This is a genomic window from Halorubrum sp. SD41 (genome assembly GCF_058630335.1).
Genome location: NZ_JBZVGZ010000015.1, coordinates 20,810 through 34,228 on the forward strand (window position 1 = coordinate 20,810; position 13,419 = coordinate 34,228).

Genomic DNA, 13,419 nt, shown 5'->3' on the forward strand with positions numbered 1-13,419 from the left:
CGCAGTCCGGACGTCCGGGCCGGGAGCGCTCGGATAACCCATACGGGGGACGGTACTTCGTTATGAAATTCTCGACATGTTCGTGTGCCCGGATCGATACGCGATGTGAGTGACTCGATACGGAACAATCGCTCCTCGCGACCTACATCGATCCGACCCTGAAGCCGACGTGAAGGCCCTGTGACCCGCTGTTGGAACTCTCATCCCCAACGACGTCCCGCTGAAAACCGCGTGTTCGATGTCCTCTCCTCCCAATCAATCGTCATGAAGCGACGATCCGAGCGTGTTAGTATCAGAATTTATAACTTAACAGATTAACTATCCTACCTATTTATGGTATATTCTCACACACGCTACTGGTGAGTCTCGCCAGCTCAGGGGTGTGGGATCCGACGACGCGGAATCAGGGTGGTCATACCGATGCTCTTTACAGCTCCGACGGCACGACGGACGGACCGAAACCGAGGTGAACTGTCCGAAGACGAAATCTTCGAGGTACTGTCGAACAGACGGCGCCGCTTCGTCATTCACGCGCTCAAGCGCGCAGAGGGACCGCTCGAAGTCTCCGAACTCTCCACGCACGTCACCGCGTGGGAAAACGATATCCACCCGGACGAGGTCCGGTACGAGGACCGTCGGAACGTGTACAGCACCCTTCAGCGCACGCACCTGCCGAAGTTAGCGGAGAAGAACGTGGTGACGATCGAGGAAGAAGCCAACCTCGTCAAGCCGACGCCGGAGCTGGAGAACCTCGACATCTACGTCGAGGTCCTCCGGAGCAGGGAGATCCCGTGGAGCCTCTACTACGTCGGGCTCGCGGGTCTCGCCGCCTCGCTCCTCCTCGCAGTCGCCACGGGAACGCCGGGGTTCGCCGGCTTCGAAGCGATCGACGTGGGGGTGTTCACGGCCACCGTCTTCGGGATCTCGTCGGTCGCCCATCACGTCATCGGCCGCCGGGCGCGCTTGGGGAACACGGAGAAACCGCCCGAACTCCGACGGCGACAATGAGCGTCCCGACCCGGACGGCGACGGCCAGCGTGAGGCCGCTCCGCGCGCTGAGTCTCGTCCTCGCGTTCACCGCGGCGGTGGGGCTGGTCTTCGGCACCGCCGGGTTCACCGCGATGGAGGCCGACCGCGGGATCGCGGTCAACGTCACCAACGACACGAGCGCGTACCTCGGCTACGAGCCGCTGACCGACGAGGTCCACGGCGGGGAATCCACGTCCGTCGTCGAGTACCGCAACCAGTTCGGGAGCGACCTCGACGAGTTCGACGTTGACGTCTCTATCGCGGACCCCGAATCGACGGATGCCACGATCGAGTCGGTCGAGACGCCCTCGTCGCTCGAGCGGGGAGCCGCCCTCCCGGTCAACGTCACCCTGCGCTGCTCGGAGGAGGAGCCGGTCCGGCTCCTGTTCGAGGCTGACGGGAACGGCGGCGGCGTCAGCGTCTCGCTGGATCGCACCCGCACCGTGACGTGCGTGCCGAAGGGACCGACGGTGACGGGGGTCGAGTTCAACGACGGCGCGAACGGGAACGTCACGGTCGAGAGCGCGGATGGATTCGTCGATGCGACCGTGTGGATCGCTGAGAATCCCCCCAGCGACGGCGTCGACGAGCTCACGAAGGTGACGACGTTCGACGGAGATGACCGGCTCGACACCGCCGAGAAGCTCCGGTCGCAGGTCGACCATACACCGAGTAACTGGAAGGTCGCCGCCGTCGAGTTCCCCGGACAGAACGTCACCTACGTCCACCCGGGTTGGGACGCCGGCGACTACGAGATCCCCTCCTCGGGCGACGGCGTCGCGTACGAGGGGTCCGTCGACGAGCAGTTCCTGCTGAACGCCTCGGTCGACGGCGACGAGGTCGGCGTCGAGAGCGAGGACGGCGACTGACTCCGTCTCCCGGCTCGCCTTTCATACCTCGATCCGCTCACCGACCTCTGGCGCGCTCGCGTCGAATCCGTCCTCGCGCAGGTCCGCGGCGAACGCCTCGCAGCGGTCGCCGTGGTTCACCAGCACGCGCGCCCCGCGATACGACGCCAGGAACGACTCCAGTCCCTCGCGGTCGGCGTGCGCAGAGAAGTCGTACGACTCTACCCGCGCGCTGACGGGCTGAACCCGCCCGTTTATCTCCAGTCGCCCGCGCTCCTGAAGCTCGCGGCCCGGCGTCCCCTCGACCTGGTACCCCGTCAGCGTCACGAGGTTCGTCGGGTTCGTTCGGATCTCCGGGAGGTACGTCTGGACCGGGCCGCCGGCGAGCATCCCCGATGTGGTGACGACGAGCGCGTTCTCGGCCGCGATCCGCTCGCGCTGTCCGTCGCGGCCCGTCACCGTGCGCGCCCGGCCGACCGCCTCGCCGAACGCGTCCGCGTCGCGCAGGAACGACGGGTACCGCCGGAGGGTCTCCGTCACCTTGACCCCCATCCCGTCGACGTACGGCGTGAGGTCGTTCGCGGCCGCGACGAGGAGCAGCTCCTGCGTCCGGCCGATGGCGAACGCGGGCGCGACGACCGTCCCGCCCTCCCAGATCGTTCGCTCGACGCCCTCGGCCCACGCCGACTCCACCGCGGCGCGGTCCTCGTGGGTCACGTCCGCGTAGGTGGACTCGCAGACGACGACGTCGGCGTCCGGGCGCGCGGTCGTCCCCGCGACCAGCCGCTGGTCGTCGGTGTGGAAGTCGCCGGTGTACAGCAGGCGCGTCTCGCCGTCGTCGACGAGGACGTGCGCGGAGCCCGGGATGTGGCCGGCCGAGAACAGCGTCACCTCGTACCCGCCGCCGTCGATCCCGCCCGCGACCGGGAAGGATTCCTCGTAGCCGTGCCGCTGCTCGGCCTCGCCCAGCCGCGCGACGTGTTCGGCGCCGAACGGGCACAGCGGGCTGTTGCCGTGGAGCTTCAGCGTGTCCTCGGCGAGCGTCCGCGCGAGCTCGCCCGTCGGCGGCGTCCAGTGGACCGGCGGTCGGCGGTCGCCCTTCAGCAGCGCGGGCACCGCGCCGACGTGGTCGAGGTGGCCGTGCGAGACGACGACCGCGTCCGGCTCCGGGTCCCGCACCGGGTACCGCGGCGGGTCCGCCGTCATGAGCCCGTAGTCCACGAGCAGCGCGTCGTCGACGAGGAGGGCGCTCCGGCCGACCTCGCGGGCGCCGCCGAGGAACTCCAACTCCATCGGCGAACCGTAGCCGCCCGCGGCGTTAGTGTCCGTCGGTCGGGTCGCCGGGCGAAGACCGAATCGCCCCGACCACCGGTGCCGGCCCGACGACCCAGACCCACGCGGCGAGCATGAGCGCCCCCGGAAGCTCGGGGAGCGCGAGCCCGGTCACGGGCCACCACCCGGCGGCGAACGTCGCCCAGACGGCGACGTGGACCGGGGCGAACGCGAGCGCGACGCGGCCGGTCAGCTCGTCTCGCCTCACCCACCCGTCGACGGCGAACACCTGCGTTATCAGTCCGTAAAACCCGATCGCCGCCGGTCCGTGGAGCGGCTCGGTGAGGTCGAAGACGCCGACCCCGGCCATCGCGACCATCGACAGCGCGAGGAGGAGCGCCCGGAGCGGGCGACCGGTCCGTCCGAGGCCCGCGGCGTAGCAGACGCCCGCCGCCCCGCCGCCGATCAGCCCCCAGTTGAACGCGGCGGCGCTCCCGTCGCGGACGCCCAGGTCGGAGAGCGCGTCGGCCGTCCACGAGAAGGTCGGATCGAGGAGCACCGCGAGCGCGATGCCGCCGAGCGCCGAGAGCGTCGCGACGGCGCCGAACGCGGCCGCGAAACGCCCGAATTCGCCGACTTCGGGAGAACGAGAGTCCGCGTCGGTGCCGGCCCGACCGTCGGCTGAGGAGGGCGCGGAGGGCGCCATCGACCGCGGTCAGTCGAGCCGCTCGGCCGCGTCGCGCTGGACCAACGGGTCGGCGTTCTCGACCGGGAGGGAGACGACGTCCTCGCTCGCGAGTTCGTACTCCCGCTCGTCGACGCCGAAGATGGCCCCGACGTCGCGGGTGATCCGGACGGTCGCCCGTTCGGTCCCTTCGGCCGGGTCGGCGTCGGCGGTCGTCGGCGAGTCGGCCGCCGGCTCGCCGGCCGGCGCTCCCTCGGGCACCGCTCCGCCGTCCGTCGTCGCGTCAGCGGTCGATTCCTCGTCGGCGTCGCCCGCGGGAGTCCCGTCGGGCTCCTCGTCGACGCCGACCGCTCCCGGAGGCGCCGGATCGGGCGGCACCGGCGTCGGCTCGTCGCCGTTTGCCCCGGTTCCTTCGGCCGGCTCCGATTCGGAGGGATCCGGGCCGCTCTCGGTCGGCTCGGGCGGCGTGGGCGGAGCGTCGGCGGACGGATCGGACTCGCCGCCGCCCATCGCACCGGCGAGCGCGTCCGAGGCGGCGGGGCCGTCGGCGGCGTCCGCCACCTCGGTACTCGGATCCGTCGGCTCCGCGCCCGTCGGGGACGCATCGGTTTCGGATGTCGGGTCGCTCGGCGTCGGGTCGCGCGACCCCGCGGCGTCGGGTGCGGCAGCGGTCTCGTCGGCGATCTCGTCGGTGGTCTGGGAATCGTCCGGGACCGGCGACTCGCCCGCGAGCACGTCGAGGACCTCGGACTTGTTCGCGGTGATGCGCTCGACGAGGTCGTCGAACAGCCGGCGCTCCTCCGTCGTCATCCCCTCCTCGTCGACGGACATGTCGGCGGCGGCGAAGGAGGCGAGCTTGACGACTTTGCCCACTCGGCGCTCGTACAGCGCCTCGGCGACCTCCTCGGCGGTCTCCACCTCGTCGGAGAGCCGGCGGACGTCGTCGTCCGCGAACGGGTTCTCGACCTGCTCGGCACGGCGGTCGCGCGCGGCCCGCAGGTCCGCGACGTACGCGCCCACGTCGTCGTAAAACGAGTCCCGCAGGTGCTGGAGGCTGTCCTTCCGGCGCTCCTTCGCCTGCGCGGACCGGAGTTCGTCGAGGTTCATCTATATTCGGTCATCGTTCGGGGGCTTTCCGCGCCTCGCCGCGGGCCATCAGGAAGGCTCCCGCGTACTCGGGCACGGCGTTCGTACCGGATTCAACTCTGACGCGCTCGCCGTTTAATTCTACCGTCCGATCCGCGTCCGTCTCGATCCGGATCTCGCGGCCGACGAACCGGTCGGGGACCGCGTCGCGAAGGGGGTCGAAGTCGGCGAGCTCGTCGCGGTCGAGCGGCGTGACGACCAGGGCGGAGCCGCCGTGGAGCGTCCCCGGCAGCCGGATGAGCCGCCGGGTGTCGGTGGTCACCGGCTCGTCGATCGGCGCGGCGTCGGCGGCGGCGACGCGCGAGGCGAGCGCGGAGACGAGCCGTCGCACGCCCGGGCCGCCGGCCTCCACGTTGCCCTCGCGGACCGCGGTCGGGTTCCGGTCGAACGCGCCGAGGATCGTCTCCGCGCGCCCCTCGCCGATGCCGTCCAACTCCATCAGCTCCTCTCTCGCGTCGTCCTCGTCCATCTCGCGGAGGTTGTCGGCGTAGTTCACCAGTTCCTCGTGGACGCGCGCGCCCCACCCGCCCTCCGTCCGGAGGACGCGCTTCGTCGTCCCCCGGTCGGAGACGGTGCGGATCAGGTTGTCGGTGTCGAGGTCGATCGCACGCACGTAGTCGACGATCTCGCGGCGCGCCTCGCTGTCCAGCTCCCGCACGCTCTCGTCGCGGACGTGGACGTGGTAGCCGCGGCCGCCGGAGAAGACGACCGTCACGTCCTCGAACGCGAAGTCGTCGTCGATAAAGTCCAACAGCCGCAGGAGGGCCTCTTTACACGCCGCCAGCATCTCCGGGTACGAGGTGGTCTCGGGGTCGACGCCGGGGAGGTGGTCGGCGTCCAGGTCGAAGACGAGGTCGGCGTTCCGCCACCCCTTCTGCCCCATCGTCGCCGCGCCCGGATCGTCGTAGCGCGCGGCCGAGAAGTAGGCGTGGCGGGGGGCGTTGTCCGCGAAGAACGTGTCGACGTCGCCGAGGTCGAACAGCGACTGGTGGCGGACCATCGTCGTCCCCGACCCGGGGGTCCACGGGATGTGGCCCCACTCGCGGAGGTTCGCGTCGGGCGGGAGCGACAGCGAGACCGACCGGTAGTAGTCGCCGAACCGCCCCCGGAGGTACTCGCGGGTCCGCTCGTCCATCGTCTCCTCTCGTACCCGCGGTCGACGTATCAACGTTACCGTTCGCCCGCGACCGCGACGCCACTCGCTTTTTAAATAATCAGGGCGGTGGCGCGTGCCTGCGAGCGGCCGGAGCGAAGCGGAGGCCGCGAGTCGCACGCGCGAGGGAGTCGGGCGCTCCGAGGGCGACCGAAGGGAGCCCGAAGGACGCGCCCGACGAGGCTGGGGAGGTGTGAGGTGCTGTGCGGTGCGGTGGGGGATGGGACTCGAAGGGGCAGCCGGGAGGCGGGCGCAGGCGACGCGAGCACCACAGCGAGTGAGCGGAGCGAACGAGCGAGGAGCGCGGCGAGCGTGCGCCCGCCTCCCGGCTGGGGCTTCGGTGGTGTGCGTGTCGGTCGGTAATTTATAGGAAGTATCGCCGCACAGCCGAGCGGTTGGGGCTCCGGGGGATGGTCACCGTCAATTTGCCGTCGCCTATTTATAAATGAACATCGCCGATTCGACGGCGACCACCACGTCTCGGCCACAACACTATCCGAGACGGCTCCGTACCCCTTCGCATGCGCTCCGAAGAGGAGGTCAGAGAGCAGTACGAGTTCCTCCGCGAACAGCTGGACGACGAGGAGATGAGCCACCGCGGCGTCGAGGAGCTGTTCACGCACTACAAGCGCGCGCTCGGGTGGGTGTTAGAAGAGGAACATATGTGAGCGACGTACGACACGTTTATCACTCCCTACGCTGTACGATCGGGTGACGCTTCGTCTGGAGGGCCGAAGCGTCAGCGGGGACCAATCGGCAGGCCCGACGCGGCTTTTTTCCGCGTCGGGCGTGCCTTCTTCCGACACTCGACCGCGCAGCGCTCAGCTTCTCGTGTCGCCCCCGAGCGAACGCGCTTCCCGCGATCTCGATTCCCGCGATCCCGACCGACGGGTCGCCGTCCTCGCGTCCGCATACGTATCAGACACCGAAAACGATGTCCGACCGCGGGGAGTATAATTTCGCTTCGCGTGCGAGTTACGGAACTGACAGAACGGAGGCGTCTGTTACGGGGATGTAGGGCCCGGTGCGTGGTCGTACGTGGACTGATATAACGGTATATTTATTTATTCTCGACAGGTATGTATTAGCAGTTGTATGTACGACCTCACAGGTTTTCAGCGAGACCTGCTCTACGTGATCGCGGGGCTCGACGAGCCGCACGGGCTGGCCATCAAGGAGGAGCTCGAAGAGTACTACGAGAAGGAGATCCACCACGGCCGCCTCTACCCGAACCTCGACACGCTCGTCGAGAAGGGGCTCGTCGAGAAGGGCCAGCGCGACCGCCGCACGAACTACTACACGCTGACCCGCCGCGGGCGCCGCGAGATCGAGGCCCGGACCGACTGGGAAGCCGAGTACATCGAGCACTGACCCGGCCGCCCGCCGATCCCGCACCCGGTCGATAGCCCCGCCCGTTCCGTTCTTTCTCGCTCCGTTCTGCTCGTTTTCCGGCCGTCGACGCGCCGCCGCGAACGGTTGGATTCAAGTCCGCCCCGGGGGAACCCGGTCGTATGCAACCGGGAGATCGCGTCCGCGTCGAGCGCGGGGGCGTCACCAACGAGGGCGTACTGCTCCCCTCCACGACGCGCGACCACCTCGTCGTCAAGCTCGACGGCGGCTACAACGTCGGTATCGACCGCGATGAAGCCGACGTCGAGGTGCTGGAGTCCGGCGTCCGCGAGGTCGACCCCGCGGCCGACGACGGCGGCGGCGACGCCGCCTCGGAGATCACCTTCGACGAGGACCTGCCGACCGTCTCGCTCATCTCGACCGGCGGGACGATCGCCTCCACCGTCGACTACCGGACCGGCGCCGTCACGGCCCAGTTCGACGCCGAGGACGTCCTCCGCGCCGTCCCCGAGCTCGCCGGCCGCGCGAACTACCGCGGCCGCGTCGTCGCGAACATCCTCTCGGAGAACATGGAGCCGTCCATCTGGCGCGACCTCGCCGACGCGGTCGCCGAGGAGATCGAGGCGGGTGCCGACGGCGTCGTCGTGATGCACGGCACCGACACGATGCAGTACTCCGCCTCCGCGCTCTCGTTCATGCTCGACGCGCCCGTGCCGGTCGTGTTCACGGGGAGCCAGCGCTCCGCCGACCGCCCCTCCTCCGACAACGTGATGAACGCGGTGTGCGCCGTCGAGGCCGCGAAGGCCGACCACGCCGAGACGCTGGTGTGTATGCACGCGAGCCCCTCCGACGACGCCTGCGCGCTCCACCGCGGCACGCGCGTCCGCAAGAACCACACCTCCCGCCGGGACGCCTTCGAGACCGTCGGCGCCGCGCCCCTCGGCCTGATCGACTACGAGGCCGCCGCCGAGGCCGGCGCCGAGGGCGACGCGGCCGACGCCGCGATCGAGTGGCGCCGCGAGCCGCTCCCGCGCGGGAGCGCGGCGCAATCGGTCGACCTCGCGCCCGACCTCGCTCCCAACGTCGAGCTCGTCAAGTTCACGCCCGGGATGGACCCGGCGGCGTGGGCGTACTTAGACGACAAGGACGGCGTCGTGATCGAGGGCACCGGGCTCGGCCACGTCCACACCGACCTCATCCCGCGGATCGAGGAGCTCGTTGAGGGCGGGACCGTCGTCGCGATGACGAGCCAGTGTCTCGCCGGGCGAGTCTGCGACCGCGTGTACGACACCGGCCGCGACCTGCTCGACGCGGGCGTCGTCGAGGCCGGCGACACCCTCCCCGGCACCGCGAAGGTGAAGCTGATGTGGGCGCTCGCGAACCGCTCTGACCCCGCCGAGGCGATGGGCCGCGACCTCGCCGGCGAACTGACCGAGGAGTCGCGGCCCTGGCGATGACGGGACCGGAGGGGGAGCCGGCGTCCGACTCCGACTCGGCGCCCGCCCCCGTCGTCCGCGAGGCGCGCACAGCGGACGCCGACGCGGTCGCGGCGTTCACGCGCGACACCTGGGGCGAGCGCCACGACGACTACATCCCGCGGGTGTTCCCCGACTGGGCCGACTCCGACGACCCCGACCGCGGCACGTTCGTCGCGACGCTCCCGCCGGAAGCCGCCGAGGCCGGCGACCTCGACGGCCGAGAACCGGGCGACACCCACGTCGAGGGCGAGGGCGACGGCGCCGCCGACGCGGGCGCCCCCGAGGCGGTCGTCGGCTGTATCCAGTCCGTGCTCCTCTCCGAGTGGGAGGCGTGGGGACAGGGGATCCGCGTCGACCCCGCGGCGCGCGGCCACGGCGTCGGCACCGCGCTCTCGGAGGCCGCGCTCGACTGGGCGCGCGAGCGCGGCGCGACCGTCTGCCGCAACATGGTGTTCTCGTGGAACGTCATGGGGCTCGGCCAGTCGCGCGCGGTCGGCTTCGAGCCCGAGACGGAGTTCCGGTTCGCGGAGCCGGAGCCCGACCCGGACGCGCTCGCCGCCGCGACCGCGGACGCCGCCCCCGCCGACGGCGACGCGGTCGTCCCCCTCGACGATCCCGACCCTGACGCGGCGTGGGCGTTCTGGAGCGACAGCGACGCCCGCGGCCGCCTGCGCGGGCTCGCGCTCGACCCCGGCGAGTCGTGGGCCTGCTCGCAGCTCACCCGCGAGCGGCTCGCGACCGCGGCCGCCGAGGACCGGCTGCTCGCGGTCGCCGACGCCGACGCACTCTCCGGGTTCGCGGTCCGGACCCGCGTGACGGAGCGCGAGGTCGACGGCGAGACGACGCGGACCGCGACGTACGGGACCGCCGCGTGGCGCGATGTCGACGCGGCGGGCACGCTGTTCGACGCGGTCGCCGCCGACGCCGCCGCGGCCGACGCCGACGGCGCCCGCGTGCTGATCCCGGAGACGGTCGAGCACGTGAGCGACGCCGCCGCGAACCGCGTCGCGGTCGCAGCCGAGCCCGACTTCGTGCTGTGCGCGGACCTCTCCGGTGGGCGATGACGCTCTTCGGCGTCGCCCTCCCGTGGTCGCTCCCGCTCACGCTCGTCATCTACGGCGTGGTCGTCGCCGCCGCGGTCTGGATCTACCGCGACGCGAGGGCGCGCGGGAGCCGCTACGCGGCCCTCTGGGCGCTCTCGACGCTCCTCTTCACTATCGTTCCGGTGCTCGCGTACCTGTACCTCCACCGCGACGCCGGCCCGTCGCGGTAGGCGACCGCGACGAGGGCGAGCCGAATGCTCCCGGCCGCTTATGTGAGACGACCCGAAACGACCGACGGATGCCCGCCCTCCCCCTGCCCGACCGCCTGCGCGCGCTCGGTCGCGGCCGCCGGCCGCGCGCGCTCTCGGTCGCGGTCGCCAACCTGCTCCCGCTCGTCGGCGTCGTCGCGCTCGGCTGGAACGCGGCCGCGCTGATGACGCTGTACTGGTTCGAGCTCGGGATCGCGTCCCTCTGGGCCGTCGTCCGCGCGCTGTTCGCCGGGCGCCCCTCCGAGATCGAGCGCGAGGTCCTGCTCTCCGGCCCGCTCGCGCAGCGGCGGCTCGGGCTGTCGATCCCGCGGACCGACCTTCAGGTCCGGTTCTCCTCGCTGCTCGTCCTCCCGATCGCCGCGCCGATCCTCGCGGTCGTCTGGGGGGTCGTCGGCACGCTCACGGTCGGCGTCGTCGTCGAGGAGGGGACGGTCCCGACCGTCGTCGACACGGTCGCGCTCGCGACGCTCGCACTCTTCGTCGGTGAGGGGGCGACGACGCTCGTCGAGTACTTCGGCCGCGGCGAGTACCGCGACCACAGCGCGCAGACCGCGCTCACGGGCGTGTTCGCCCGCGGTGCGGCGGTATTCCTCGGCGCGCTGTTCACCGTCACCGTCGTCGCCGTGGCGACGCTCGAAGGCGACACGCCGATCTCGGCGCTCGACCCCTCCGCGATCGGACTCCCCCTCCTGCTCGGGATCGTCGCGGTGAAGGCCGCGTTCGACCTCGGGGGGCTGTACGGCGACCGACTGGCGGCCTTCGACGAGTCGCAGGCGCTCGACCTGGGCTTCTCCTACGACCCGCCCGCGGCGGAGCCCGTCGACGGCTCGCTCGCAGCGCCGGTCGAGACGGTCCGCCAGCCCCCTCGCGCGCGGATCGCGGGAGCGCTGACGACCCCGCTCGGCCACCCGGGGCTGTGGTACCTCGCCGCGCTCCCCGCGCTCGGCGCCGCGCTGTTCGCGATCGGCGGGAAGTGGGGCGCCGCCGCCGCCCTCGCCGCGGCCGCGGTCGCGCTCCCGCTCGTGCCCGCCGCGATCGACCACGAGCTCCGGCACGGACTCGTCGAGTACCGCGCCGGCGACGACGCCCTCGTCGCCCGCGACCGCCTGTCCGGGGCGACGCTGTGGCGCGTCGAGCCGTGGGACGAGACCGACCTCCGGGTGGAGCGAAGCGGACTCGACCGCCGACTGGACACGGAGACCGTCGCCATCGAGCTCCGCGACGACGAGTACCGGATTCCGGGGGTCGCCGACCCCGAGCCGATACTCGACGTCTTCGAGCGGCGGCCGGACCGGCCGGACGGTTAGCTCGGACCGCCGCCGCCTCCCCCTTTGTCCCGCCCGTACAGCGGGTGCGCGTCCCCGACGAGGCGCTTGAACGCGAGGATCACGGCGGCGTGGAAGGCGACGAGGACGGTCACGCTCGCGACGATGATCGCCACCTCGGCGGGCGTCGAGAGCAGGCCGAGCGAGACGATGAGCGTCGTCGCGCACGCCGGCGGGTGGACCCAGTCGGTCGCGATCATCGCCCAGCTGGTCGCCACGAGCGAGAGGACCGCGCTCGCGGTCAGCCGGAACCCCGCGGGGGAGAAGGCGGGCGGCGTCGCCGTGAGCGCGGCGCCGTCCGCGATGACCGTCCACGCCGCGAGCCCGGTGACGCCGCCGATCAGGTGGCTCCCGACCACGCGGACGGCGCGCTCGCGCTCGCTCCGGCGGTCGAACGCGAGCACGAACGCCGACGGGCCGAGGCTCGGGAAGACGAACGGCTGGCCGGTCGCCCACGCCACCAGACCGAGAACGGTGAACAGCAGGCCGGCGTAGACGCTCGTCCCGAGGCGGCGGCGCATTGCGACCCGGTCGGCGGGCGACTCACAAATGCCCGGCGGATCGGAGAGCGGCGCGCCTGAGGCCCGGCGGATCGGAGAGCGGCGCGCCGGCCGACCGGCGGACGGAACGCCGCCGCTTCGCGACCCCACGCTATCGCTCGCGATAGCCGAACCCGAACGCCTAATTGGTCCCGTCTCGCCCGTGGGGACATGTTCGCGACGCTGCCGGACCTCCTCCGACTGCTCGTCGTCCCGGTCTTCGCGTGGGCGGCGATCCGGGACGTCCGGACCCGGCGCCTCCCGAACCGGCTGTGGCCGCCGCTGTACCTGTTCGGCGGGCTGCTTCTGGTCTGGGAGGCCGTCTCGCTGTGGCCGTTCGCGGGGTTCGACGGGCGAGTGTTCCTCGTGCGGGCCGCGATCAGCCTGCTGTTCGTCGCGCCGCTCGGCTACGCCTTCTGGTACCTCGGCGCGTTCGGCGGCGCCGACGCCAAGGCGATGATCGCGCTCGCGGTGCTCTTCCCGACGTTCCCGGCCTACGAGATCGGCGGGGGCGTCCTCCCGCTCGTCGACACCGACGTCGGCGTGTTCTCGCTGACGATCCTCACGAACACGGTGCTGTTGGGCCTCGCGTACCCGGTCGGACTCGCCGCGCTCAACCTCGTCCACGGCGAGGCCTCGCGGAGCATGTTCTTCGCGCGCCCGGTCGCGACCGACTCGCTGCCCGACCGTCACGGGCGGCTGTTCGAGGACCCGGACGGCCCGACTCGGAGCGGTCTCGACCTGGACGCGCTCCGGATGTACCTCCGCTGGCGGGGACTCACGCTCGCGGAGCTGCGGGCGATTCCCGACGACTGCCGCGACCCCGATTCGGTCGGCGAGACGTTCAACCCGACCGACGGCGGCACTCACGTCGGGCCGCGGACCGACGGGGGACGCGCGGTCGACGCGGAAGCCGACTCGACGAGCGACGCGGAGGCGGCGGAAGGCGCCGCCGGCGACCGCGACCTCGGCGATCCGTGGGCGGCCGAGCGCTTCCTCGACGACATCGATCACGGGGCCTACGGCACCGACGCGGCGACGCTCCGCGACGGCCTCGACGTCGTCGCCCGCGCGGACCGCGTGCTGGTCTCGCCCGGGATGCCGTTCGTCGTCCCGATGGCGGTCGGCCTCGTCGTCTCCCTGACGTTCGGCGACGCGCTGTTCGCGGTGCTCGGCGCGGTCGGGCTGGTGTGAGCCGACGGGACGAGCGTATTTATAAATAGAACCGCGGTGGCGCGCGAGCGACCGAGTGAGGACCACAGCGAGTGTGCGCCCGCCTCGC

At 71.4% G+C, this 13,419-nt stretch carries 14 protein-coding genes; 9 read left to right on the forward strand and 5 right to left on the reverse strand.

Annotated elements, in window-relative coordinates; translation table 11 throughout:
* Positions 1 to 420 precede the first annotated feature (420 nt).
* On the forward strand, positions 421 to 1,008 hold the full coding sequence (locus AC4NMM_RS08500; protein WP_491924077.1) for a DUF7344 domain-containing protein: 588 nt from the start codon (positions 421 to 423) through the stop codon (positions 1,006 to 1,008).
* On the forward strand, positions 1,005 to 1,898 hold the full coding sequence (locus AC4NMM_RS08505) for a hypothetical protein (protein WP_491924078.1): 894 nt from the start codon (positions 1,005 to 1,007) through the stop codon (positions 1,896 to 1,898). The genes AC4NMM_RS08500 and AC4NMM_RS08505 overlap by 4 nt, the downstream gene beginning before the upstream one ends.
* A 21-nt stretch (positions 1,899 to 1,919) precedes the next feature.
* Here AC4NMM_RS08505 and AC4NMM_RS08510 read toward each other — a convergent pair whose 3' ends face one another.
* From AC4NMM_RS08510 to priS, 4 genes are read right to left on the reverse strand one after another with little or no spacing between them, the layout of a single operon-like run.
* Positions 1,920 to 3,170: an MBL fold metallo-hydrolase gene (locus tag AC4NMM_RS08510; RefSeq protein ID WP_491924079.1), complete on the reverse strand. Its 1,251-nt coding sequence runs from the start codon at positions 3,168 to 3,170 to the stop codon at positions 1,920 to 1,922.
* A 25-nt stretch (positions 3,171 to 3,195) separates the two neighbouring features.
* Positions 3,196 to 3,855 (reverse strand): DUF998 domain-containing protein, encoded by a 660-nt coding sequence (locus tag AC4NMM_RS08515; RefSeq protein ID WP_096394641.1) that lies wholly within the window; start codon positions 3,853 to 3,855, stop codon positions 3,196 to 3,198.
* A 9-nt stretch (positions 3,856 to 3,864) separates the two neighbouring features.
* Positions 3,865 to 4,941 (reverse strand): DNA replication complex subunit Gins51, encoded by a 1,077-nt coding sequence (locus tag AC4NMM_RS08520; protein ID WP_096394643.1) that lies wholly within the window; start codon positions 4,939 to 4,941, stop codon positions 3,865 to 3,867.
* 10 nt (positions 4,942 to 4,951) lie between these two features.
* Complete coding sequence (gene priS / locus AC4NMM_RS08525) at positions 4,952 to 6,115, reverse strand: DNA primase small subunit PriS (RefSeq protein WP_491924080.1); 1,164 nt, start codon at positions 6,113 to 6,115, stop codon at positions 4,952 to 4,954.
* Positions 6,116 to 6,654: 539 nt separating this feature from the next.
* On the opposite strand from priS, the gene AC4NMM_RS08530 reads away from it, so the two are divergent.
* The 6 genes from AC4NMM_RS08530 (at position 6,655) to AC4NMM_RS08555 (ending at position 11,580) form a co-directional block, all read left to right on the forward strand.
* A complete protein-coding gene (locus AC4NMM_RS08530) occupies positions 6,655 to 6,801 on the forward strand; it encodes a DUF8555 family protein (protein WP_172863951.1) in 147 nt (48 codons plus the stop codon).
* 427 nt (positions 6,802 to 7,228) lie between these two features.
* Positions 7,229 to 7,504: a PadR family transcriptional regulator gene (locus AC4NMM_RS08535; RefSeq protein ID WP_004597247.1), complete on the forward strand. Its 276-nt coding sequence runs from the start codon at positions 7,229 to 7,231 to the stop codon at positions 7,502 to 7,504.
* 140 nt (positions 7,505 to 7,644) lie between these two features.
* Entirely contained in the window at positions 7,645 to 8,940 is a 1,296-nt protein-coding gene (gene gatD, locus AC4NMM_RS08540) for a Glu-tRNA(Gln) amidotransferase subunit GatD (RefSeq protein ID WP_491924081.1), read from the forward strand.
* Positions 8,937 to 10,025 carry a GNAT family N-acetyltransferase gene (locus tag AC4NMM_RS08545; protein ID WP_491924082.1) on the forward strand — a complete coding sequence of 363 codons (1,089 nt, stop codon included), beginning with the start codon at positions 8,937 to 8,939 and terminating at the stop codon, positions 10,023 to 10,025. The genes gatD and AC4NMM_RS08545 overlap by 4 nt, the downstream gene beginning before the upstream one ends.
* Entirely contained in the window at positions 10,022 to 10,234 is a 213-nt protein-coding gene (locus AC4NMM_RS08550; protein WP_491924083.1) for a hypothetical protein, read from the forward strand. The genes AC4NMM_RS08545 and AC4NMM_RS08550 overlap by 4 nt, the downstream gene beginning before the upstream one ends.
* Positions 10,235 to 10,302: 68 nt before the next feature.
* Complete coding sequence (locus tag AC4NMM_RS08555) at positions 10,303 to 11,580, forward strand: DUF6498-containing protein (protein ID WP_491924084.1); 1,278 nt, start codon at positions 10,303 to 10,305, stop codon at positions 11,578 to 11,580.
* Here the strand turns inward: AC4NMM_RS08555 and AC4NMM_RS08560 are convergent.
* Entirely contained in the window at positions 11,577 to 12,119 is a 543-nt protein-coding gene (locus tag AC4NMM_RS08560) for an HPP family protein (RefSeq protein WP_096394656.1), read from the reverse strand. The genes AC4NMM_RS08555 and AC4NMM_RS08560 overlap by 4 nt on opposite strands.
* A gap of 189 nt (positions 12,120 to 12,308) precedes the next feature.
* Here AC4NMM_RS08560 and AC4NMM_RS08565 point away from each other — a divergent pair, with 189 nt between their 5' ends.
* A complete protein-coding gene (locus AC4NMM_RS08565) occupies positions 12,309 to 13,331 on the forward strand; it encodes a prepilin peptidase (protein ID WP_491924085.1) in 1,023 nt (340 codons plus the stop codon).
* The last annotated feature ends 88 nt before the right edge of the window (positions 13,332 to 13,419 follow it).

Coding starts and splice junctions, on each gene's coding strand:
- AC4NMM_RS08500 (WP_491924077.1), top strand. CDS start 421: ATGCTCTTTACAGCTCCGACGGCACGACGGACGGACCGAAACCGAGGT.
- AC4NMM_RS08505 (WP_491924078.1), top strand. CDS start 1,005: ATGAGCGTCCCGACCCGGACGGCGACGGCCAGCGTGAGGCCGCTCCGC.
- AC4NMM_RS08510 (WP_491924079.1), bottom strand. CDS start 3,170: ATGGAGTTGGAGTTCCTCGGCGGCGCCCGCGAGGTCGGCCGGAGCGCC.
- AC4NMM_RS08515 (WP_096394641.1), bottom strand. CDS start 3,855: ATGGCGCCCTCCGCGCCCTCCTCAGCCGACGGTCGGGCCGGCACCGAC.
- AC4NMM_RS08520 (WP_096394643.1), bottom strand. CDS start 4,941: ATGAACCTCGACGAACTCCGGTCCGCGCAGGCGAAGGAGCGCCGGAAG.
- priS (WP_491924080.1), bottom strand. CDS start 6,115: ATGGACGAGCGGACCCGCGAGTACCTCCGGGGGCGGTTCGGCGACTAC.
- AC4NMM_RS08530 (WP_172863951.1), top strand. CDS start 6,655: ATGCGCTCCGAAGAGGAGGTCAGAGAGCAGTACGAGTTCCTCCGCGAA.
- AC4NMM_RS08535 (WP_004597247.1), top strand. CDS start 7,229: ATGTACGACCTCACAGGTTTTCAGCGAGACCTGCTCTACGTGATCGCG.
- gatD (WP_491924081.1), top strand. CDS start 7,645: ATGCAACCGGGAGATCGCGTCCGCGTCGAGCGCGGGGGCGTCACCAAC.
- AC4NMM_RS08545 (WP_491924082.1), top strand. CDS start 8,937: ATGACGGGACCGGAGGGGGAGCCGGCGTCCGACTCCGACTCGGCGCCC.
- AC4NMM_RS08550 (WP_491924083.1), top strand. CDS start 10,022: ATGACGCTCTTCGGCGTCGCCCTCCCGTGGTCGCTCCCGCTCACGCTC.
- AC4NMM_RS08555 (WP_491924084.1), top strand. CDS start 10,303: ATGCCCGCCCTCCCCCTGCCCGACCGCCTGCGCGCGCTCGGTCGCGGC.
- AC4NMM_RS08560 (WP_096394656.1), bottom strand. CDS start 12,119: ATGCGCCGCCGCCTCGGGACGAGCGTCTACGCCGGCCTGCTGTTCACC.
- AC4NMM_RS08565 (WP_491924085.1), top strand. CDS start 12,309: ATGTTCGCGACGCTGCCGGACCTCCTCCGACTGCTCGTCGTCCCGGTC.